The following is a 20,929-nucleotide window of genomic DNA, read 5'->3' on the forward strand; positions in this document are numbered from 1 at the left end:
ATGAAAAATTTATATTTAGACACGAGGCTTTTGGACGAGCGAGCAAGCGAGAAATTTGACCTTAGCGAAGAGCTTTTGATGGAAAATGCAGCCGCAGCCATAGCAAATTTCATCCGTAAGAAATTTAAAAAAGGCGTGAGAGTGCTTGGCGTTTGTGGCGCGGGAAACAACGGCGCTGACGTGCTTTGCGCTTTAAGGATGCTAGAGGGCGAGTTTGAATGCGAATTTATCTTAGCTAGTCAGAATTTAAAGCCACTAGCCATTAAGCAACTTGAGCGAGCTAAATCTGCTGGCGTGTGTGAGAGTAAAGATGTAGAAGATAGCTTAAATGGTGCAAAATGCCTCATAGACGGGCTTTTTGGCTCTGGTTTAAATAGAAATTTAGACGAAAAGCACATAGAGCTCATCTCAAAAATAAACGCCAGCACTGCCTATACCATCGCTTGCGATATGTCAAGTGGACTAAGTAGCGAGGGCAAGGTGCTTGGCGCTTGCGTAAAAGCAGATACTACGATCACGATGGGAGCTAGAAAGCTAGCTCTTTATAGTGACGCAGCAAAAGACTTTGTTGGCAAGATAAAGGTCGCTGATCTTGGCATAAGCGCGCAAAACTACGAATGCGAGAGTGACTATCATTTGCTTGAAAAATGCGACCTTATACTTCCAAATAGAAAAAATCAGTGTGTAAATAAGGGCGACTTTGGCCACGCATTTATTGTATCTGGCGAGCACATAGGAGCTAGCATGCTTTGCGCAAAGGCAGCATTTGCCTTTGGGACTGGGCTAGTTAGCGTGATAAGCAATGAGAGTCTAAATTTGCCAACGCAGATCATGCAAGTTAGCAAGATAAGCGAGAAAATGAACGCTGGAGCTCTTGGCATGGGGCTTGGCAAAAAGGGCATAGAAGAGCTTGATGCACAAATTTTAAAGGGTAAAAAGCTAGTGCTTGACGCTGATATCTTTTACAGCTCAAAAGTGCTTGATCTACTAAATGAAAACTGTGTTTTGACGCCACATCCAAAGGAATTTTGCTCACTTTTAAGGCTTTGCAATATAGCAGATATTGATGTAAAAACATTACAAGAAAATAGATTCGCTTATGCTAAGTCTTGGAGCGAGAAATGTAAGGCAGTACTTGTGCTAAAAGGTGCAAATACAATAATTGCGAAAGATGGAAAAATCTATATCATGCCTTATGGCAAAAACACGCTTGCAAAAGGTGGCAGTGGTGACGTGCTAAGTGGACTTGTACTTGCTCTTTTAGCTCAAGACTACGAGCCGCTGAGTGCTGCTATCTCGGCTACACTAGCTCATGCACTTAGCCTTAAAAATTTCAAGAAAAATAGCTATGCGCTTAGCCCAATAGACATTATAAAAGGAGTAAAATGCTTACGAAAAAAATAGCCGTACTTTTTAGCGGTAGTGGCTCAAATTTAGAAGCGATACTTAAAAAAGTTCATAATCAAATTTTTAATGGCATAAAGATAGAAGTTTGCCTTTGTATCTGTAACAAGCCAGGTGCATACGGTATAGAGCGTGCTAAGAAATTTGGGCTTGATACGACGATAATAGAGAGTGCTAAATTTGCAAATAGAGAAGAATTTGACGCTGCGGTTGTAGAGCAAATTTTAAAAAGCGGCGCTGAACTAACGGTGCTTGCTGGGTTTATGAGGATATTAACTCCTATTTTTACATCAAAGATAAAAGCCATAAATTTACATCCTTCTATATTGCCACTTTTTAAAGGCGCTCATGCGATAAAAGAGAGCTTTGAGAGCGATATGATGCTCGGCGGAGTTAGCGTGCACTACGTGAGCGAGGAGCTTGACGGAGGTAAACTCATCGCACAAAGAGCGTTTGAAAGAGAAGATGGTATGAGCTTAGAGGATTGGGAGAGCAAAATCCATGCGATAGAGCATGAAATTTTGCCTGAGAGCATAATAAAAATTTTAACAAAGGAAACAAATGTTTGAATGGATGACTTCGCCAGAAGCGTGGATATCACTACTTACGCTAACTGGCTTAGAGATAGTTTTGGGCATAGATAATATTATATTTATCGCTATTTTGGTGGGTAAACTACCGCCAGAACAGCGCGGCAGTGGTAGGATTGTTGGCCTAGGGCTAGCTATGGTGACTAGAATTTTACTTTTACTTTCATTGTTTTGGATCATGAAGCTAACAAAGCCACTTTTTACTATCGCAGAATTTAGCATAAGCGGCAGGGATTTGGTGCTTATACTAGGTGGTCTATTTTTACTTGTAAAATCAACCCTTGAAATACATTCTAGTGTTTCTGGCGAAAGCGAAGAGCATAAAAATAGCAAAAAATCACATGCAAATTTCTTGGTTATCGTAAGTGAGATAGCTGTTTTGGATATTGTTTTTTCACTTGATAGTGTTATCACAGCTGTCGGAATGGCTGAGCATATAGAGATAATGATCATAGCTGTTATTTTAGCAGTTGGTGTAATGATGATAGCGTCAAAAGGTATTTCTAATTTTGTAGATAATAACCCGACTATAAAAATTTTAGCACTTGCATTTTTGGTGCTTGTGGGTATGACGCTAGTTGCTGAAGGATTAGGATTTCATATTCCAAAGGGATATATCTATTTTGCGATGGCATTTTCATTGGCAGTGGAAAGTATAAATATATATGCTAAAAAGAAAAAATATGGTTTGTTGCACTAATATAAATTTAACAAAATGTAGATAAAAAATATTGACCATATTGTTATTGTAGTAAGCGATATAGAAAAAGCGATTAAATTTTACTGCGAAATTTTAGGGATGCAGCTTTGCAAAAATAGTGGTCGCATCTCCTTAAAATTTGGCTCACAAAAGATAAATTTACATAAATTTGAAGGTGAGTTTTTGCCATCTGCAAAATATCCCAAAAAAGCGGTACTGATATTTGTTTTGTTGTTGATGATCTTATAGAAAAAAACGTACGTGCAGAGCTGCTTAAAAAGGGTATAAAATTTGAACTTGATATCGCAGAGCGAAATGGAGCACTTGGCGCTATGAAGAGCTTGTATCTATATGATTTTGATGGAAATTTAATAGAACTTAGCTCATATAAAAAATAATTTTTCTAGTAAACGCCCATTTGTAATTTAAATAAGTCTCTTTTTTGCACTAAGAAAAAAAATATTAGTTTAAGTATTTTTTAATTGACATTAAAAAAAAATCTAGTTAAAATACGATTTTTTAATGAGGTAGTGGCATAAACTTACAAACACGACTCAGGCGGGGTGTAGCGCAGTCTGGTTAGCGCATCTGGTTTGGGACCAGAGGGCCGAAGGTTCGAATCCTTTCACCCCGACCATGTTAGATGGTGAGTGTAGCTCAGTCGGTTAGAGCATCAGATTGTGGTCCTGAGGGTCGTGGGTTCGATTCCCATCACTCACCCCATTTTGGGCGCTCGTAGCTCAATTGGATAGAGCGACAGACTTCGGATCTGTAGGTTATGGGTTCGACTCCTATCGGGCGCGCCACTTAAAATACTTTATGCGCTCATAGCTCAGCTGGATAGAGCAACGGCCTTCTAAGCCGTAGGCCTCAGGTTCGAATCCTGATGGGCGTACCACTTTATTATTGTTGTGCGGATGTGGTGAAATTGGCAGACACGCCAGACTTAGGATCTGGTGCCCCACGGCGTGAAGGTTCAAGTCCTTTCATCCGCACCATTCTTTTTTTATAATTTGAGATAAACTTATATTATTAAAAATTAAAGTTACCCTTTATTATAGAAAGTATTAGGTACTTTTCTTGTTTCTTGACATGTAATAATGTTTTTTGTATAATCTCAATTCTTTTTTAAGTAAATGTCTTGCTAGCTCAGTCGGTAGAGCATCTCACTTTTAATGAGGGGGCCGTTGGTTCGAATCCAACGCAGGACACCATTTTTGGGTTTATGACCCTTTCGTCTAGTGGCTCAGGACTCTACTTTCTCTGTGTAGAAACAGAGGTTCAAATCCTCTAAGGGTCGCCAGATATTTTTAAATTTTAGGTCGCTTAGCTCAGTTGGTAGAGCGCCACCCTTACAAGGTGGATGTCATAAGTTCGAGTCTTATAGCGACCACCATTTTAGGTGCAGCGGTAGTTCAGTTGGTTAGAATGCCGCCCTGTCACGGCGGAGGTCGCGGGTTCGAGCCCCGTCCGCTGCGCCATCCATTAAACCTTAGGTTAAGGTCGTGTCTAATAAAGCACCCATTATTGAGTGTCAAATTAAATTTTAAGATTATAAGTTCTAAGATAACACTTTAAGATTTATTATTACTATTTAATCTTGCCTCGTTAGCTCAGTTGGTAGAGCATATCACTCTTAATGATGGGGTCGTAGGTTCGAGGCCTACACGGGGCACCATCCATTTTGGCCCATTCGTCTAGCGGTTAGGACACCAGCCTCTCACGTTGGTAACACGAGTTCGAGTCTCGTATGGGTCACCATTTTTTCTAATCCTTTTTTCTTTTTAATTTGTTACACAGAAATTTTTTATAGAAAATTTCTTAAAAATGTGTACTTATTTGCTTAGCGAATTGCTACTAAAAACGTAAAAACCAATTTTTATAATGTTGTTTAATTAGTGTGTAGCAAGTGATAAATTTTAGAAGCTAATTTACAATTAAGCTAAAAAATCTTTATAAATATAATAAAAGTACATCATAGAAACGTGATTACAGAGCGTTACAAGTTGTTTTTTTGCTTTGATCTATTGGGTAAAACTCATTAAGTATTTTTAATTTTTAAGCTTATGAATCGTAAAACAGCCTACATTTAGTATTATTGATTTAATAAAATGGCCAATTCTCTTTATTTATGAGAAAGGTGCTTAAAATTTTTAAGATCATACTAGGGCTCATGCATTAAATCACATTAGGGCTTGCGATAAAATATAGCTCTTTTTATAATATAAAGAGCATTTGATAGCAATGCAAAAAAATAATTAAATACGTAAAAAAGTTCAACTTAAATAGCAAAAATAAAGGCTAAAATTTAAGCTTAAATATAAAACTTAGCAAGCAAGCTATTTCTTTGCTTTTAGCTTTTGCCTATCATGTCAAGCTTAGCTTTGCAAGCATCTTTATACGGGCTTACAAAATTTGAATCAGAGCACTCATTTAAATAAGGTCTAGCCAACTTAAACTGTTTTTGCCTTATATAGATTTCGCTTATCAGATTTAAAGCATGTAAGCGATCTTCTGGCTCAAGCTTCATGTTTAGTATAAATTTCGCCTCATCAAGTGCCTCACCTAGGTTATCTGTCTTTAGTGAAGCTTCTGAGTAGTTAAAATTTATCTTTGGTGAAAATGTATTTATCTTGGCTTTTGTTTGTAGCTCAAGAGCTTTTTTGGCATACGTTGTAGCGATGGCGTAATCATTACTTTTCATCGCATAGTCACTTATAGCTGTATATGCTTCGATGATCTTAAAGTCTTGGCCTCTTAGCTGCTCGATAGCACTAATGGTTGAGATCGCTTCCGTAAAGCGTTTTAATGCAAGCAATGAGTAAAACCTGTCAAAAAGAGATGGTGTTGGATCTGAGTATTCGACTGATGAGCCAAGTGAAAGCGCATCATTTGCGGCAATGATCGCATGCTCGTAGTCTTTATTTTTATATAAAATTTTACTCAAATTTACCAGCCACTCGACCCTATCTTCTAAATTTTCATCTTTTGCATGAGCTTTTGCGAGCTCAAGTGCATCGTTATAGCGGGCCGTTCTGTAATAGCAGTTAAAGAGATTAAATTGCGGTAATGAGATTTTGTTTATATCGTAGTTTTCAAGTAAATTTATAACAGCCGTGCAATCATCTTTTATAAAATACTCTTTTGTAAGCTCTAGCGCAGCTTCATTTATCAGCTCCATTGCCTTGCTTAAATTTCCATCTTTTGCCATGGTTTTGTAAGATAGTGCATCGGAGAATTTACGCTCTTTAATATCCAGCTCAAGCTCGCTTATTAGAGCCTTTTGGCTAATATTTGTCCCAGCATATTTTTCAATTAGCTCTTTATATCTAGCATGAAGTGCAGTAGCATTTTTATCTTTTTCTTCAAAAAATAACCCATCTTTTGCCTTAGTGACTTCATCGATATAATCACCATATTTAAACTCTGCCTCATATCTATTTAAGTATTCGTATGCTTTTTTCTCATCTTTTGTTTTGGCTAGATTTAGTGCTAAATTTTTTAAAGCAACTTCATAAAAATCTTTCGTTCTATCGCTATTATTTATCAAGATTTCATAAATTTTAGCAGCCACATCAGGCATATCTTTACTTGCAAATGTAGTTGCAAGATTCATCGACTTTGTTGGGTTATTCATAAAAAATTTTTCATTCGCATTTGCGATTTTTAGTATAAATTTCTTTGCTTCATCAAATTTTTCTTTATCGATATTTGCATCAGCTAGGCTTAGTGCTGCTCTACTTGCAAGGTCGATATCGTTTGTGGAGTAAAGCACCTTTTCATAGTCTTTTAGCGCCTCTTTTTGTCTGCCTATCTTGTAGAGATAATCAGCGTAATCAAGCGCTGCAAGTTTTGTAAATTTTGAGTTTGCGTGCTCTTCGTTTAAGATATCAAGCATATATTTTGCATCACTTGCGATGCTATCTTTTAGGTAGGCTCTAGCGATTAGATATAGCACTTCTGGATAGTTTTCATCAGATGGGAATTTTCTAATCCAAGCCCTACCTTCACTTACGATATCTTTTGGCTCGATCTCTTCAAACTCATTTTTTGTCTCAAAAATTTTATCAAGAGCCCTTAGACGAAATAGTAAAAATTCACTTGAAAAAAGGCTATTTGGATGCCTTTTTATCGCTGTTTGAGTATCTTTTACTACATTTTCATAAGCGCCCTTTTCATAAGCTCGTTTTATGCTTATATAGATATCAATGTCATTACTATCAAGTCCAGCAATAGGTGCTTTGTTAAGATCAAGCGCTCCGATACTAGGATTTAGCATATCTTTAAAATCAGGTTTAAAATTTAGCCCAGACTTTCTCTTGCTATTTTCACTGAGCGAAGTATCTATGATTATGCTAAAGTGTTTTGAAATGGTTGTTTTTGGGCTATCTTGTACGTTTTGGCTATTATAAAGCTCAGTTTTTATATTTAGCAGTTTTGACGGTGCTTTTGGCATTATGACGATAAAAAGCTTGCCATCTTGCTTTTTATATTTTATATCCATTAATGGCAGTGTCGTATCTTCAATTTTGGGCAAAATTTCATCATCAAGCATGCAGACATAGCGTTTGGTGTCGTAAGCTAAAATTTGCTCCACGCATTCAAATTCTTGCTCATCGCTTAGCTGAAGAACGCTATAAGGCTTATCACCATTTGCGCCGCTATTTAGGCTAAGATTAAAAGCGGTTAGATAAAGCGGAAAAAATAAAATAATTAAGAGCTTTTTCATGCCGCAATTATAGTTAAATTTTCTAAAATCCTGAAGCAAAGACAAAATGCTCAATAAATTCTAAAATCGCTCCAGAAAATAAAAACGAAAAGGCCGTTCCAGCTACCGCAATGCCAACAATTACTTTTAATGCCATCGATACGTTTGCGGTGTAGAGATTTTTATCTTTTACGATTGGCTCTTTTAAAAACATAAAGACGATTAGCTTTAAATAGTAATAAATCGCAATGGCAGAATTTATCATGATAATGACACTAAGTACGACGTAATCAGACTTGATAAGCGATGAGATAAGCACCATCTTGCCCCAAAATACGCTAAAAGGCGGAATGCCAGCAAGGGCGATCATGAAAATTCCCATTATCACGGCGTAGCTTGGCAAAATTTTAATAAGCCCTGAAAATTTCTCATACGGATGTTTAAAGCGCTTATCCCAGCAGACAACGTCGTCGCACCTTGCCACCCAGAGCATAGAAAATGCACCCAAATTTGCAAACAAAAACATGATCCAGTAAAAAAACAAGGCGACATTTGCCTCGTGAGAATTCGCCACAAGCGCGCAAAGCACAACACCAGCGTGAGCTATCGAGCTAAAAGCGAGCATCCTTTTAACGTCTTTTTGCACTAGCGCCATGATGTTTGCAAGGCTCATCGTAAGCACGGCGATGATGTAGAGCATATCTTTTATCCACAAAATTTGTGAGCCCTCAAGCATGGCAAAGACGCGAAGTGCGACGATAAAAGCTGCCACCTTTGGCACGATAGACATATAGCCTGCTAGTGGGGCATTTGAGCCTTCATAAACATCTGGTATCCATGTGTGAAAAGGTATGAGTGAGAGCTTAAAACCAATGGCAGAGGCTATGAAAACGCAGCCAAGCAAAATGATCAAATTTTGATTTAGGCTAAGATCTTTTATCACAATGCCGATACGAGCGATGTCTATTGAGTTTGTCGCTAGATAAAACATCGCTATTGCCATCGCAAAAAAGCCAGCTGAGAGCGAGCCCATAGCGAAGTATTTAATGGCGGCTTCGACGCTTTTTGCCTTATTGTGAAGGGCGATTAGGGTGTAGAGGCAAAGCGAGCTGATCTCAAGTCCTAAAAAGATGATGAGTAGGTTATTTGAACTCACCATAAACAAAAATCCAGCTATCATAAATAAAAATAGCGCGTAATATTCATAAATTTTGTACTCAAAATACTCTTTTGTGCTAAGTGCCAGCGGTATGAAAAGGGCTGATGCGATGAGGATGATGACTTGTGAGATGATAGAAACCCCGTCCACTAAAAGCATATCCCAAAAGCTAAGGCTAAGACCGTTAAAATCAAGTATTAGGCCCAAATTTACAAATATTGCGATGATACAAAATACGCAGTAGAAATTTCTTGAAAGATCTTTTTTTATGGTGCCAACGATTAAGATAAAAAGCGCAAAGATTATCATACTAAGCATCGGAGCAACCGAAGATAAAGAAATTTCTTTTAGATCTAAAAAGGCTATTTCATTCATAGTTTGCTCCCACCATTTAAAGATGAAATTTTATCCTTTGTGTCGCTATTTACGGCTCTAGTTTGCATTTTGCTTATGATATTTTGCACGCTTGGCTCAAGTGGTTTTAGTATCAAATTTGGTGCGATACCAAGAGCGATTATGAGCAAGCAAAGTGGCACAAGAGCGGCTAACTCTTTAAAATTTAGATCTTTCAGGCTCAAATTTTTCTCCTTGCATTCGCCAAAAAAGACCCTTTTATAAAGTACCAGCATATAAACAGCGCCCACGATGATACTAAAACCACCAAGTAGCGCAAAGAGCTTATTTAGTTTAAAGACGCCAAGCAAGCTCAAAAACTCGCCCACAAAGCCAATCGTTAGCGGCAAACCGATACTTGCAAGAGTTGCTATAAAAAATATAAGTGCGTACTTTGGCATCACCTTAGCAAGGCCACCAAATTCGCAAATTTCTTTGGTGTGAGCTCTCTCGTAGATGACGCCAACTAGCAAAAACAAAGCACCGCTAACGATACCGTGGCTTATCATCAAAAATATAGAGCCGCCAAGACCTATCAAATTTAATGAAAAGATGCCAAGCATGATGACACCCATGTGTGAAATGGAACTATAAGCGATCACTTGTTTCATGTCGCTTTGTGCGTAGGCAACGAGGGCTGCGTAGATGATCATAATAATGGCTATGACGCAGACAAAGCCGCTTAAAAGTAGGCTCGCGTCTGGAAAAAGCGGTAGTGAAAATCTCACAAAGCCGTAAGTGCCCATCTTTAAAAGCACGCTAGCAAGCAAAACTGAGCCGATAGTTGGAGCCTGTCCGTGCGCGTAAGGTAGCCACGTGTGAAATGGAAATAGCGGAGTTTTCACACCAAAGGCAAAGAAAAACGCTAAAAATAGCCAAATTTGAGCATTTTGCCCGATACCAAGCTTGTACCAATCAAGCAGATTAAAGCTAAAGACACCGCTTTTTTGATAGCACAAATAGCCGATAAAGATGATCGCTACTAGCATAAAGACAGAGCCTAAAAATGTATAGATGAAAAATTTAATCGCAGCGTAAATTCTATTTTTACTGCCAAATGCGCCGATGATGTAAAGAAGCGGTATGAGGCTAAGCTCCCAAAAGCTGTAAAACAAGATCATATCAAGTGCGCTAAAGACGCCCATCATCGTACTCTCTAAAAATAGCACGCTAATAATTAGGTGCTTTAAATTTCCATCATCGCTAAGTGCCGCGATAGAGATGAAACTCATAAATGCACTAAGTACGATAAGTGCTAGCGAAATGGTATCGATGCCGACAAAATAGCCGATATTTAGGCTTGGTATGAGCGAGACTTGATGCGTTAGAGCAAAGTCATAACCCTGAAAATCGACATTTACGCAGATAAAAATAGCTAGCAAAAGCTCGATAAGAGCGATGCTTGCTCCATAAAATTTGATGCTTTTATTTTCTATCAAGAAGCCTAGCATTGCGCTTATTGCAGGGAAAAATATGATTACACTTAGCATTATTTGGCTCCGTTTAATAAAAATATAAAGCTTAAAAGCAAGGCAAATCCTGCAACCATAAATCTAAGCATGATGCTTAAGTCGCCACTTTGCATTTTGTTTGCTAAAAATGCAAATTTATTTAGCGCTGTTGCGACTAGATCGACACTACGATCGATTATCATCTCGTCAATCTTTTTATAAATTTGTGAAACTAACGTATAGCCATTTATGAAAAATTTCTCGTAAAATTTTGGGATAAAGTAGGCATTTTGCAAAATTTTATAAAGCCTGCCCTCGCAAATGCTCTCTTTAAATATCTCTTTTTTATAAGCAAATACCGCAAAGCCGGCGCTTGCCAGCACTAGACTAAGTGTTAAAACGAGCAAGAAAATTTCGCTGCCGTGAGATAAATTTAGTGGAAAATCTTTTAAACTTTTTTCTAAAAACTCACTAAAGTTGCTCCAAAAAAAGCCACTTATGACTGAGAGAATTCCAAGTATGCCCATGCCAGCTAGCATGTAGTTTTTAGCTTCATGCGCGTGTTTCTCGCTCTTTGGCTTTGTAAAAAAGACGAGCATAACGAGCCTAAAGCTATAAAATGCCGTAAGTACGGCACCAAAGAGTAAAATAATCCATAAAAATTTATTCTCACTAAAAGCAACCTCTAAAATTTTATCTTTAGAGAAAAAGCCAGCAAATGGATAAAAGCCAGCCAGTGCGCAGCTTGCGATGATAGAAAGTAGCGCAGTTGGCTTCATAAATTTATAAAGTCCGCCCATTTTTTTGATATTTAGCTCGTCATTCATCGCGTGCATGACGTTGCCAGCGCATAAAAAGAGAAGCGATTTGAAAAATGCGTGCGTGACAAGGTGAAAAAGTGCGATCTTGTAAGCGCCAAGTCCAGCCGCTACAAACATATATCCAAGCTGCGAAAGCGTCGAGTAGGCGATGATTTTTTTAAGGTCATTATGCACAAGCGCGATACTGGCCGCAAAAACCGCTACAAATGTGCCAAGGTAGGCGATAAAGTGCGATACTTCAGGTGCGTTTGCAAAGATAAAATTTGCTCGCACGACTAGATAGACGCCAGCTGTTACCATGGTCGCAGCATGAATGAGCGCAGAAACTGGTGTTGGTCCCTCCATGGCGTTTGCAAGCCAAGTGTGAAATGGAAACTGTGCACTTTTGCCCATGGCACCTATAAAAAGAAGTGTGGCGATAATGCCTAAATTTAGCCCAGAAAAGTTGCTTCTAGCGTTAAAAACCTCGCTAAATTTAAGTGAGCCAAAGCTATAAAATATATAAAAAATACCAATAAGCATGGCCAGATCGGCTATTCTATTCATTATAAATGCTTCATTTGCAGCGATGTTCGCGCTAGGTCTTTTATACCAAAAGCCAATGAGTAGCCACGAGCAAAGTCCAACACCCTCCCAGCCGATGAAAAGTCCTATGAAATTATCGCTTGAGACAAGGACGTTCATGCAAAAGACAAAGAGCCCCAAGTAGCTAAAAAAGCGGTTAAAGCTTGCATCGTCTTTCATATAGCCAACTGAGTAGATATGCACGATGCTTGCCACGATACCAACGGTGCTAAGCATAACAAGGCTAATGGCATCAAGATAGAAGCCAAAATTTAAATCCAGACCGCCAAAATTTATAAATTTTTTTAGTGATAAATTTAGCGGTTCATCTATGCCAAGGCTAGCTGTTAGCATGAGTGAAGCGGTTGTGCTAATTATCATTAAAAGTGAGCAAAAGATACCAAGTAAAAAATTTTTACTACTATGTGAAAAAAGTCCAGAAACGATAAAGCTAAGAAGCGGGAAAAATAGTGAAATGCAAAATAAAGTCATCTCTTAGCCTTTCATATTTGTCATCGATTCTAGGCTAATGCTGCCAGTCTTTTTATACCAAAGCACGAGCAGGCCAAGCCCCACAGCGACCTCGCTAGCAGCGATGGCAACTATAAAAAATGCAACTATTTGCCCGGTTAGATCAAAGTGGTATTTTGAAATGGCAGCAAGTGCGATATTTGCCGAGTTTAGTAAAATTTCACTTGAGAAAAATAGCATGATCAAATTTCTTCTTCGCATTATGCCAATTAGCCCTATGACAAAGACCAGACTTGCAAGGATGAGGTAGTGAGTAAGCCCTATCATAGCATCTCCTCTAGCGTATTTTGAGTATTTAGGTCTTTATGTATCAAGATAATGCCAGCAACCATTGCCACGAGAAGCATTACAGCACACATCTCAAAAGCGATTAAATACTTGCTAAAAAGCAAAATTCCAATAGCCTCGATATTGCCAAGCTCGCTAGCAATGGGACTTAATCCATCAAATTTTGCACCATAAATAGGAGCTAAAAATATAAATATCAAAAGAAGCGCTATAAAGCTACTTAAAAGATAGATAGTGATCTTTGCTTTTTTGCTACTTTTTGGCTCACACTCTTTACTGCTATCAAAAAACATCATCGCAAATGCGTATAAAACGACCACAGCGCCTGTGTATACGATGATCTGCACTACGCCTAGAAATTCCGCTCCAAGTAAGAAAAATATAGCCGAGATAAAGACCATGCCAGCAGCTAGTGCAGATACTGCATTTAGTGCGTTTTTACAAAATACGCTAAAAGAAAAACTAACTAAAACCAAGGCGCTAAAAAGATAAAATGCAAAGCTCTCATACATCTTTTGCCCTTTTAAAATTTATACTACTCATCACTTTTTGTCTCATTTTCATTTTCGCCTATAAATGCATTTGGTGTCTTTTTGATTAAGCTATCAGAATTTTTAGGAAGTGCTCCGTATCCTTCAAACTCACTTTGATCTTTTAAAAATTTATCCTTTGTCAAAAATTCATCTTTTGTGCCAAATATAATCCTGCTCTCGCTTGCGACTTCGTACTCTTGTCCGCAAACTATCGCAAGCTCAGGACAAACATCAGCGCAAAATCCACAATACACGCATCTACTTAAATTTATTGAGTAGCTTGCGACCTTTTTGCGGCCATCTTCACCAAGTGAAGTCTTCATCGAAATACAGTTGCTAACGCAAATTTTCTCACATAGCCCGCACCCAATGCAACGTTCATTTTCACTTTCAACAAATTTTAAAAGCTTGTGAATACCCCTATATCTAGCATTTAGCTCCATCTTTTGCATAGGGTATTTTAAAGTATGCGACTTGCTAAAGAGCATCTGCTTTATCGTGACTTTTAGTCCGATCAAAAGATCAGGCTTAAATGTGGCAGCGATGAAGTGCTTAAATTTATCAAACGCGCTCTTTGGCTTTAACTTTTCATCTATTAAAATATATTTTTTCTCATTCATTTTTCGCCTTAGATTAGTAGCATAAAGCCAGTGATTACGATATTTAAAATTCCAAGCGGAAGCAAAATTTTCCAGCAAAATGTACTTAACTGATCAACTCTTAAATGTGCCCATGAAGCCCTTACCCAAATAAAAAAGAAAAAGACAATGCTTGATTTTAAGATGATCATCAAAGCACCTGGGATAAATAAAAATTCGTTAAATCCACCTAAAAATAAAATCGTAATGATGATGCTAGCGGCGATCATATTTGTGTACTCGCCGATGAAAAACATCGCCCATCTCATGCCGCTATACTCGGTGCCATAGCCTGCTACTATCTCTGTTTCGTTTTCTGTTAAGCAAAATGGCGTTCTGTTGCACTCCACGAAGCTTGCTATTAAAAAGAGTAAAAAGGCAAGGGGCTGCTTGAATATAAGCCAGCCAAAAATTCCTTTTTGATAGTTGTTTATATCCACAAGTGAGAGTGAGCTAGTTACCATTACGACGCTTAAAAGAGCCATGCCAGCGACTATTTCGAAACTAAGAAGTGAGACTACTGCGCGAGCTGCACTAATTAATGCAAATTTATTATAGCTTGCAAGACCTGCTGCAAGTGGAGAAAAGACGCAAACTGAAGCAACACCAGCGATGTATAAAATACCAACATTTATATCTGAGAGAATCGGACGTAATGTATGTCCAAAAATTTCAAACTCAGGCAAAAACGGCACAGGTGCAAGCGCTGCAAAGGCGGCAATGGCTGATATTAGTGGAGCTATTAAAAAGATAAATTTATTCGTATTTGCTGGTACGATGTCCTCTTTTGTAAAGAGTTTTATCATGTCAGCTACTATCTGTAAAATTCCAGCAGGTCCCACCATATCAGGTCCTACGCGGCGCTGCATGTAGGCTAGTACCTTTCTCTCAGCATAAGTTGCTAGTCCTGCAAGGCTTGCCATGACGGCTAAGATGACCACGGCTTTAACGATAGTGCTTAGCACAAAAAATAGTGTTTCACTCATCTTTTGCCTTTATGATTTTAACTGGGGCGTAGCTTTTGCCATTAAATATAACCCCTACATCAAGCTTATCGTCATAATCGCCTAAATACGCAGCGACTCCGCCAAGCTCGCTATCAAGCTCCACGCAAATGGCAAGCTTATGCTCATCTTTTTCTAAAATAATTGCTTCATTTTGTGAAATTTCAAATTTAGCCATAAATTCGCTACTTGCATAAAGCTTCGCTCTTTTAGCTGTTTGCGTGGCATAGTTTGCAAAAAATGATGGCAAATTTATAGGATTTGCAAGGCTAACTAGAGCTTCGCCATCTTTTAAATTTGGCTCATTTTTTTCTTTAAAAAGTGACTCTATGTCCTCTTTTGGCGTGAAATTTGAAATTTCAAGCTTATAGCCTCTGTGGCTTGTGCTGTCATTTGCGTAAAAATTTTCTAAATCATCAAATTTAATGCCTTTGTAACCCTTTTCTTTTGGTAAATTTGGCGTGTAATCAATCGTATCTTTAGCCATTGCCATTAGTCCAAGTGTATTTGCGATATCGTTTAGAAAATAACCTTTGTGCGGTATCGCCACATTTGTTGGCACTAAGGCGTTATTTATGCTTGTAAATGTGCCTTCTTGCTGATTTAGTGCGCTAGTATCGATGTCGCCTTCAAAAATGCTAAATTTATAATCGCCATTTTCGTTATAGCCAAGCGTCTTGCCAGGCTTTTTTTCGCTTGTAAGAGTGCAAATTTTAGCAACGCCAAGTGAGTTTGTGCGTGGTGGTATTAGCATCACACGAAATGGCGTAGCTCTTACGATCACTCCAGTAAGTGCGGCTAGTAAATTCGCATTTTCATCCGTGTAAAAATCGCTTCCTAAAATGAGCGTAAATTTGCTTTTGCCCTCACTTAAAGCCTGTATATCTAAGCCAAAATTTTCATCAAAATTTGTCAGTTTTGATGTAAGCGCGATAGGTAAATTTTCACCCCAGTTTTTAAGTATAAAAAGTAAAATTTGCTCTAACTCTCCAGCTTCATGCGTTACATAGATAAAATTTTTAGAATATTTTTTAACGATCTCATCAGCTATGTGATGAAAGTAAATTCCAGCTGCTTTATTCATTTTTAAAGCGTTATTTAACTTAAAGCTTGTCACTGGGCTTTCGTGTCTTAAGAAACTACCAGCAGTGATGATAAAATCGCTTTTTTTAATATCTTCATAGTCTGCATTATATGAGCTAAGCCCGCTAAATTCGCTAAATTTATTTAAAAATTTTTGATAATTTAGCGCCTCATTATTTATTAAATTTAGATCAAATTTCTCTCTTAAACGCTCTAAAATAAGGGCCTCTTCGTTCGTGATGAAGCTATTAAATTTTATATTTTTGATTGCGCCATTTTTAATATTTAAAACAATCTCTTCAAATTTCTCTTCATTCTTACAGGCAAGCTCGTTGTGAAAGTCATAGCCAAACCTAGCTGCTCCACTTATTTCGCCAAATGTAAAATCATTGCTGACGCGGTAAATTTGCTTACTTCTATCGCTAGTGCTCTTTTCTTTTACGTCATAGTAAATTAGCTCGCAATCGCTTTGATGTGGATTTGCTGCTGGGATAGGGTTTAGCTCCCAGATATTTGTGCTATATTGAAAATGCGAACTAATAAGCGCTCCAGTAGGGCAAACGCTGATACACTCGCCACAAAATGAGCAGTCAAGACTCTCGCCCACGCTTGGACCTATTAGGCTTTTTTGCATCTTACTAAAAACTGCGTAGGCATCTTTTGGCATACTCTCTTTTAGCTCTTTTGGCACTTCAACGCCCCTTGGTACGGTCTTTAGCGCACTCTCGCCGATCCTATCTTTACAAACAGTGACACATCTTTCGCAGACTATGCAAAGAGCTGGATCGTAGTTGATTAGCCCCCATTTTTTATGCGGTTTGTGTGTGTCAGTAATGGCAAAGCTTTGCTCTTTTACATTTAGATGCGCCGTTAAATTTTGCAATTCACATTCGCCACTTTTGTCACAAACGCCACATTGAATCGGATGATTTACGCAATAAGTCTGCATGATTGCATTTCGCTCGGCAGCGATTTCTGGCGTGTTTGTATAAATTTGCATATCCTCTTTTGCTTTGGCATTGCAGCTATAAACTACTTTGCCGTTTGCCTCGACCATGCAAAGCCTACAAGCAAGAGTTGGCGAGCAGCCGCTAAGATAGCAAAGAGCTGGGATATAAATTCCATTTGCTCTTGCGATATTTAGGATACTCTCGCCTTCATCTGCTTCTAAAATTTGATCATTTATGCTTATTTTCATTTACTAACTACTACTTGTTTAAATGCGTATCCATCAAACTCTTTTGCGCCAAATATCGCAACTGTGCCTTTTAGCGAATGGTCTAGTTTAAATTTTGCCGTCACGCTAAAATCTTTTGCTTTAAGCTCTAGCATATCGCCATCCTTTGCCTTTGCTACGATGCCAAATTGCACGCCGCCCACGATCTCATCGCTTGCGTTTTTGTTTAGATAAACGACCGCTCCGTCAAAATTTTCAAGCTCTTTTAGCTCGTCTATTTTGTGATAATCGTTAAATTCTTTCCTGCAACCACCAGCCAAAACGACATTTTTGCCTAAAATTTCAAGTAGCCAAAAGATCGCATCTTTATCTGGATGAGTAAAAAATGAATCATCAATAACGATGTTTTTAACGTCCTTTATCCACTCGCCTAGCTCTTCAAATTCCTCTTCACCAACATTGCACTCGCCACTTATCAGCCCATCATCAAGCTCGCTAAAAAACTCATCGCAAGATAAATTTGCGTATTTGCAAAGAAGAGCTAAGACGTAGCTTATTGAGCCTATTTCACAGCGGATTAAATTTTCGCCGCCAAGCTCGCTATCTTCGATGCAAGAGATGTACTTAAACTCGTGCTCTTTTATCTTTTTTGCTAAATTTTTATCGCTCAAGCTTAGTAAATTTGCGATGCTTAAGCTTTTGCCTGCTATTAAATCATTAAATTTCATATCTTGCCCTTTTTTATAGTTAATACCCAATCAACTTGGTTAAATTTAAGCGAGTTCATCACTTCGCAGTTTAGATTATAGGCTAAATTTACAGCCTTTGTCACACCACTAAAATCGCCTATCTCAAATAAAAATATAATCACTTCGCCAGCCTCGCCAGCCTTTATCTGCTGTCCAAGAGCGCTCAAAAACTCACTCTTTAAGTGCCTAAGATCGACCCTTCTCATCTATCGACCTCGCCTAAGATGATATTTGTGCTACCAATTATCGTAGCGACGTCAGCAACGTACTGGCCTATCAATAAATCTTCATAAATAGCGCAGTGCCAAAAGCTTGGCGTGCGAATTTTTAGGCGGTACGGGCTTGCGCTGCCGTCTGAGTTTATATAAATTCCAAGCTCGCCCTTTGGTGACTCACTAGCGAAGTAAATTTCGCCCTTTGGGGGCTTTAGCCCCTGAGTTATCAGCACAAAATGCTGCATTAATGAGTAGTTTTGGCTCATTATCTGCTCTTTTGAGGCGCTCACATACTCTGGCGCGTCGGCGATGATAGCGGGGCTACTTGTCTGATACTTGCTAACGCACTGCTTTAAAATTTTCACGCACTCGCGCATCTCTTTCATATAAAGTAGATATCTCGCGTAGCAGTCGCCCTTTGTTGCGTAAGGCACGTCAAATTCTAGCTCGTCGTAGATGAGATATGGCTCTTCTTTTCTGATGTCGCGCGCGATGCCACTTGCTCTTAGCATTACGCCAGAGCAGCCGCTACTAAGGGCTAGCTCTTTGCTAACTACGCCCACATCTATTAGCCTTGCTTGCCAAATTCTATTTTCACTTAGCAGATCTTCATAAAGCGTGATGTCGCTTGGAAATTTCTCGCAAAATTTAAGCAGCTCCTCGCACCAGCCATCAGGTAGATCAAGCGGAACGCCACCGATCCTTATGGAGCTATGAGTTAGCCTTGCGCCGCAGTATTTTTCTATGAGATCAAGGACATATTCGCGCTCTCTAAATGCGTATAAAAAGACGCTCATTGCCCCCACGTCAAGGGCATGCGTGGCTAAAAATAAAAGGTGCGAGCTGATGCGGTTTAGCTCTAATAGCATAACTCGGATGATCTGCGCACGGCGAGGCACTTCTATGGCGCAAAGCTTCTCCACAGCCGCGCAAAATGCGTAGTTATTCGCACTTGATGCGATGTAATCCACCCTGTCAGTCACTGGGATAAACTCCTGATAGGTCATATTTTCAGCCATTTTTTCAACGCCTCGGTGCATGAAGCCAACCTCTGGTAAGGCTTTTACGACCTTTTCGCCGTCAAGCTCAAGCACAAGCTTTAACTGACCATGTGCACTTGGGTGTTGTGGGCCAAAATTTAGTATCATCTTGCCGTCATTTTGCTCAAATTCTAAATTTTCAAAAAATGGTTTTAAGCGGTTTGGTGACTGACTCAAGGTCGTTCCTTTACTATCTGACTCTGACTAAATTTAGCCTTTTTGACAAATTTTACGCCGCCATCTTCTTGATACTCGTACTCTTCGCTAAACACCCTTGAAAATCCAAAGGTATCTTTCTCTTCAATATAGGCTGGATCGCGGTTCTCTTCGCCGATTTGCTCTCTAAACTCGCTTCCAAAAATTTTATCCACCTCGTACCATTTGGCAGCCTCGTCGCCAGTTAGCGGGTAGCTCTTTAAAAGTGGATGTGAGTGCCAGTCATCAGGCATGATGAGGCGCTTTAAATTTGGATGATCTTTGATTAAAACACCGCTTAGATCATACATCTCGCGCTCCGCCCAGTTTGCGCTTTTATAAAGCTCGCAGACGCTTTTTAGCATTTCGTCCTTTTTGACAAAGCACTTTACTCGCGTGCGCCTATTTTTGCTAACACTTAAAAGCTGATAAAAAACCTCATATCCATCTTTTTGATTTATGAAATCAAGCGCTGCGAGCTCGCTAAGTTGTTCATAGCCAAAGCTTTTTAGTGTCTCAAGAGCTTTAAAATTTTCACTAGAATTTATATAAAGTACAAGCTGATCAAACTCTATATAGCTAGATAAAATTTCTACTCCATTTTGCTCTAAGATGGCTAGCTCTTCATCAAATTTAGAACCACTTGCTACTTCTTTTGGCATCTGCTTGGCGATATAAAATTTCTCGCTATAGTACTGCTTTTTTTGTAGGTCTTTTTTTGGCTTATACTCTCTCATATGTCTAGCTTTCTTGGCTTTTGCGCCCTAAATGCACTTTGTTTTCTTATCTTTTTTTGAAGCATCATAAGTGCATATTGAAGCGTTTCTGGGCGCGGGGCACAGCCTGGAATGTAGATATCGACGGGGATTATGCGATCTACACCTTGAACGGTTGAATAGGTGTTAAACATGCCACCAGTATTTGCGCAGCTACCCATCGAGATGACCCACTTTGGCTCAGGCATTTGATCATAAAGGCGCCTTGTAAATTCAGCGTGTTTTTTAGTTAGTGTGCCAGCTATGATCATCACCTCTGAGTGTCTTGGACTGGCGCGAAAAATGGTGCCAAATCTATCAAAGTCATACCTACTAGCTCCGCTTGCCATCATCTCGATCGCACAGCAGGCAAGTCCATAACTAAGAGCCCAAAGCGAGTTGCTTCTACCCCACTGAACTAGCTTGTCAACCGTTGTTAAAACGACTGGCAAGCCACCATTTGCAGCGTAATTTATCTGATGCTTTGCCATTTAAAGACTCCTTTTTGCCAAGCATAAGCAAAGCCGATAAGTAAAATCGCCACAAAAAGCAACATTTCGATTAGTCCAAAAATTCCAAGTAGCCTAAAATCCACCGCCCACGGATACATAAAAATGACTTCAACATCAAACAAAATAAATAAAATTCCATAAAAAAAGTAGTGGATATTTATCTTATTTGGCTGTTTTACGGTGGTTGGACCACACTCATAAAAGCCAAGTTTTAGACGCTGGGTATTGCGGTTGGCTAGTTTTTTGCTTATTTTTGAAGATAAGAATGTTATTAAACAAAATGAACAAGTCGCTAGTAAAAGTATGATAAATGCACCAAAATAGGTACTTTCAAGCTCTGAATGTGACATACTTTGCCTTTTTTAATTTTTAAGATTCTACTAAATTTAAATTTATTTGAGCTTGAAACGGCTTAAGAG

Annotated in this window: 19 protein-coding genes and 11 tRNA genes; 15 read left to right on the forward strand and 15 right to left on the reverse strand. The window is 38.8% G+C overall.

Going from position 1 to position 20,929, the window contains the following annotated elements; translation table 11 throughout:
• The 15 genes from CVT15_RS00805 to CVT15_RS00875 all read left to right on the forward strand — a co-directional run bounded on the left by CVT15_RS00805 (position 1) and on the right by CVT15_RS00875 (position 4,455).
• Positions 1-1,404, forward strand: a complete 1,404-nt coding sequence (locus tag CVT15_RS00805; RefSeq protein WP_103577226.1) for an NAD(P)H-hydrate dehydratase — start codon at positions 1-3, stop codon at positions 1,402-1,404.
• Entirely contained in the window at positions 1,386-1,973 is a 588-nt protein-coding gene (gene purN, locus CVT15_RS00810) for a phosphoribosylglycinamide formyltransferase (RefSeq protein WP_103577227.1), read from the forward strand. Before CVT15_RS00805 ends, purN begins: the two co-directional genes overlap by 19 nt.
• A complete protein-coding gene (locus CVT15_RS00815) occupies positions 1,966-2,694 on the forward strand; it encodes a TerC family protein (protein ID WP_103577228.1) in 729 nt (242 codons plus the stop codon). The genes purN and CVT15_RS00815 overlap by 8 nt, the downstream gene beginning before the upstream one ends.
• Positions 2,695-2,793: 99 nt before the next feature.
• A complete protein-coding gene (locus CVT15_RS09880; protein WP_230853956.1) occupies positions 2,794-2,943 on the forward strand; it encodes a hypothetical protein in 150 nt (49 codons plus the stop codon).
• Positions 2,944-3,253: 310 nt separating this feature from the next.
• A tRNA-Pro gene (locus CVT15_RS00825) sits at positions 3,254-3,331 on the forward strand.
• A 9-nt stretch (positions 3,332-3,340) separates the two neighbouring features.
• A tRNA-His gene (locus tag CVT15_RS00830) sits at positions 3,341-3,417 on the forward strand.
• Between the two features lie 6 nt (positions 3,418-3,423).
• A tRNA-Arg gene (locus CVT15_RS00835) sits at positions 3,424-3,500 on the forward strand.
• 15 nt (positions 3,501-3,515) lie between these two features.
• Positions 3,516-3,592: transfer RNA gene (locus tag CVT15_RS00840), tRNA-Arg, on the forward strand.
• A 15-nt stretch (positions 3,593-3,607) separates the two neighbouring features.
• Positions 3,608-3,692 (forward strand) — tRNA-Leu (locus CVT15_RS00845).
• 140 nt (positions 3,693-3,832) lie between these two features.
• A tRNA-Lys gene (locus CVT15_RS00850) sits at positions 3,833-3,908 on the forward strand.
• A 13-nt stretch (positions 3,909-3,921) separates the two neighbouring features.
• Positions 3,922-3,997: transfer RNA gene (locus CVT15_RS00855), tRNA-Glu, on the forward strand.
• Between the two features lie 17 nt (positions 3,998-4,014).
• Positions 4,015-4,090, forward strand: a tRNA-Val gene (locus CVT15_RS00860).
• Between the two features lie 8 nt (positions 4,091-4,098).
• Positions 4,099-4,175 (forward strand) — tRNA-Asp (locus tag CVT15_RS00865).
• A 121-nt stretch (positions 4,176-4,296) separates the two neighbouring features.
• A tRNA-Lys gene (locus CVT15_RS00870) sits at positions 4,297-4,372 on the forward strand.
• A gap of 8 nt (positions 4,373-4,380) precedes the next feature.
• Positions 4,381-4,455 (forward strand) — tRNA-Glu (locus CVT15_RS00875).
• 592 nt (positions 4,456-5,047) lie between these two features.
• Here the strand turns inward: CVT15_RS00875 and CVT15_RS00880 are convergent.
• From CVT15_RS00880 to CVT15_RS00950, 15 genes are read right to left on the reverse strand one after another with little or no spacing between them, the layout of a single operon-like run.
• The gene (locus CVT15_RS00880) at positions 5,048-7,423 is read right to left on the reverse strand and encodes a tetratricopeptide repeat protein (protein WP_103577229.1); all 2,376 of its coding nucleotides are present in this window, start codon (positions 7,421-7,423) and stop codon (positions 5,048-5,050) included.
• A 22-nt stretch (positions 7,424-7,445) separates the two neighbouring features.
• A complete protein-coding gene (gene nuoN, locus CVT15_RS00885; RefSeq protein ID WP_103577230.1) occupies positions 7,446-8,936 on the reverse strand; it encodes an NADH-quinone oxidoreductase subunit NuoN in 1,491 nt (496 codons plus the stop codon).
• A complete protein-coding gene (locus CVT15_RS00890; protein WP_103577231.1) occupies positions 8,933-10,444 on the reverse strand; it encodes an NADH-quinone oxidoreductase subunit M in 1,512 nt (503 codons plus the stop codon). Before CVT15_RS00890 ends, nuoN begins: the two co-directional genes overlap by 4 nt.
• Positions 10,444-12,282, reverse strand: coding sequence for an NADH-quinone oxidoreductase subunit L (nuoL, locus tag CVT15_RS00895; protein WP_103577232.1), 1,839 nt, complete (start codon positions 12,280-12,282; stop codon positions 10,444-10,446). The genes CVT15_RS00890 and nuoL overlap by 1 nt, the downstream gene beginning before the upstream one ends.
• A gap of 3 nt (positions 12,283-12,285) precedes the next feature.
• The gene (gene nuoK, locus CVT15_RS00900) at positions 12,286-12,588 is read right to left on the reverse strand and encodes an NADH-quinone oxidoreductase subunit NuoK (protein WP_103577233.1); all 303 of its coding nucleotides are present in this window, start codon (positions 12,586-12,588) and stop codon (positions 12,286-12,288) included.
• On the reverse strand, positions 12,585-13,121 hold the full coding sequence (locus CVT15_RS00905; protein WP_103577234.1) for an NADH-quinone oxidoreductase subunit J: 537 nt from the start codon (positions 13,119-13,121) through the stop codon (positions 12,585-12,587). Before CVT15_RS00905 ends, nuoK begins: the two co-directional genes overlap by 4 nt.
• 23 nt (positions 13,122-13,144) lie before the next feature.
• On the reverse strand, positions 13,145-13,762 hold the full coding sequence (gene nuoI / locus CVT15_RS00910) for an NADH-quinone oxidoreductase subunit NuoI (RefSeq protein WP_103577235.1): 618 nt from the start codon (positions 13,760-13,762) through the stop codon (positions 13,145-13,147).
• A gap of 8 nt (positions 13,763-13,770) precedes the next feature.
• Positions 13,771-14,766, reverse strand: coding sequence for an NADH-quinone oxidoreductase subunit NuoH (nuoH, locus tag CVT15_RS00915; protein ID WP_103577236.1), 996 nt, complete (start codon positions 14,764-14,766; stop codon positions 13,771-13,773).
• Positions 14,759-17,065: an NADH-quinone oxidoreductase subunit G gene (locus tag CVT15_RS00920; protein ID WP_107898259.1), complete on the reverse strand. Its 2,307-nt coding sequence runs from the start codon at positions 17,063-17,065 to the stop codon at positions 14,759-14,761. Before CVT15_RS00920 ends, nuoH begins: the two co-directional genes overlap by 8 nt.
• Complete coding sequence (locus CVT15_RS00925) at positions 17,062-17,772, reverse strand: hypothetical protein (RefSeq protein WP_103577238.1); 711 nt, start codon at positions 17,770-17,772, stop codon at positions 17,062-17,064. The genes CVT15_RS00920 and CVT15_RS00925 overlap by 4 nt, the downstream gene beginning before the upstream one ends.
• On the reverse strand, positions 17,769-17,999 hold the full coding sequence (locus tag CVT15_RS00930; protein WP_087579452.1) for an NADH-ubiquinone oxidoreductase subunit E family protein: 231 nt from the start codon (positions 17,997-17,999) through the stop codon (positions 17,769-17,771). Before CVT15_RS00930 ends, CVT15_RS00925 begins: the two co-directional genes overlap by 4 nt.
• Complete coding sequence (gene nuoD, locus CVT15_RS00935; protein WP_087586770.1) at positions 17,996-19,225, reverse strand: NADH dehydrogenase (quinone) subunit D; 1,230 nt, start codon at positions 19,223-19,225, stop codon at positions 17,996-17,998. The genes CVT15_RS00930 and nuoD overlap by 4 nt, the downstream gene beginning before the upstream one ends.
• The gene (locus CVT15_RS00940; protein ID WP_107898260.1) at positions 19,222-19,980 is read right to left on the reverse strand and encodes an NADH-quinone oxidoreductase subunit C; all 759 of its coding nucleotides are present in this window, start codon (positions 19,978-19,980) and stop codon (positions 19,222-19,224) included. Before CVT15_RS00940 ends, nuoD begins: the two co-directional genes overlap by 4 nt.
• Entirely contained in the window at positions 19,977-20,489 is a 513-nt protein-coding gene (locus tag CVT15_RS00945; RefSeq protein WP_021083979.1) for a NuoB/complex I 20 kDa subunit family protein, read from the reverse strand. The genes CVT15_RS00940 and CVT15_RS00945 overlap by 4 nt, the downstream gene beginning before the upstream one ends.
• Positions 20,471-20,860 (reverse strand): NAD(P)H-quinone oxidoreductase subunit 3, encoded by a 390-nt coding sequence (locus tag CVT15_RS00950; RefSeq protein ID WP_021090439.1) that lies wholly within the window; start codon positions 20,858-20,860, stop codon positions 20,471-20,473. Before CVT15_RS00950 ends, CVT15_RS00945 begins: the two co-directional genes overlap by 19 nt.
• Between the last annotated feature and the right edge of the window lie 69 nt (positions 20,861-20,929).

It is taken from the genome of Campylobacter concisus, assembly GCF_003048595.2.
GTDB lineage: Bacteria > Campylobacterota > Campylobacteria > Campylobacterales > Campylobacteraceae > Campylobacter_A > Campylobacter_A concisus_L.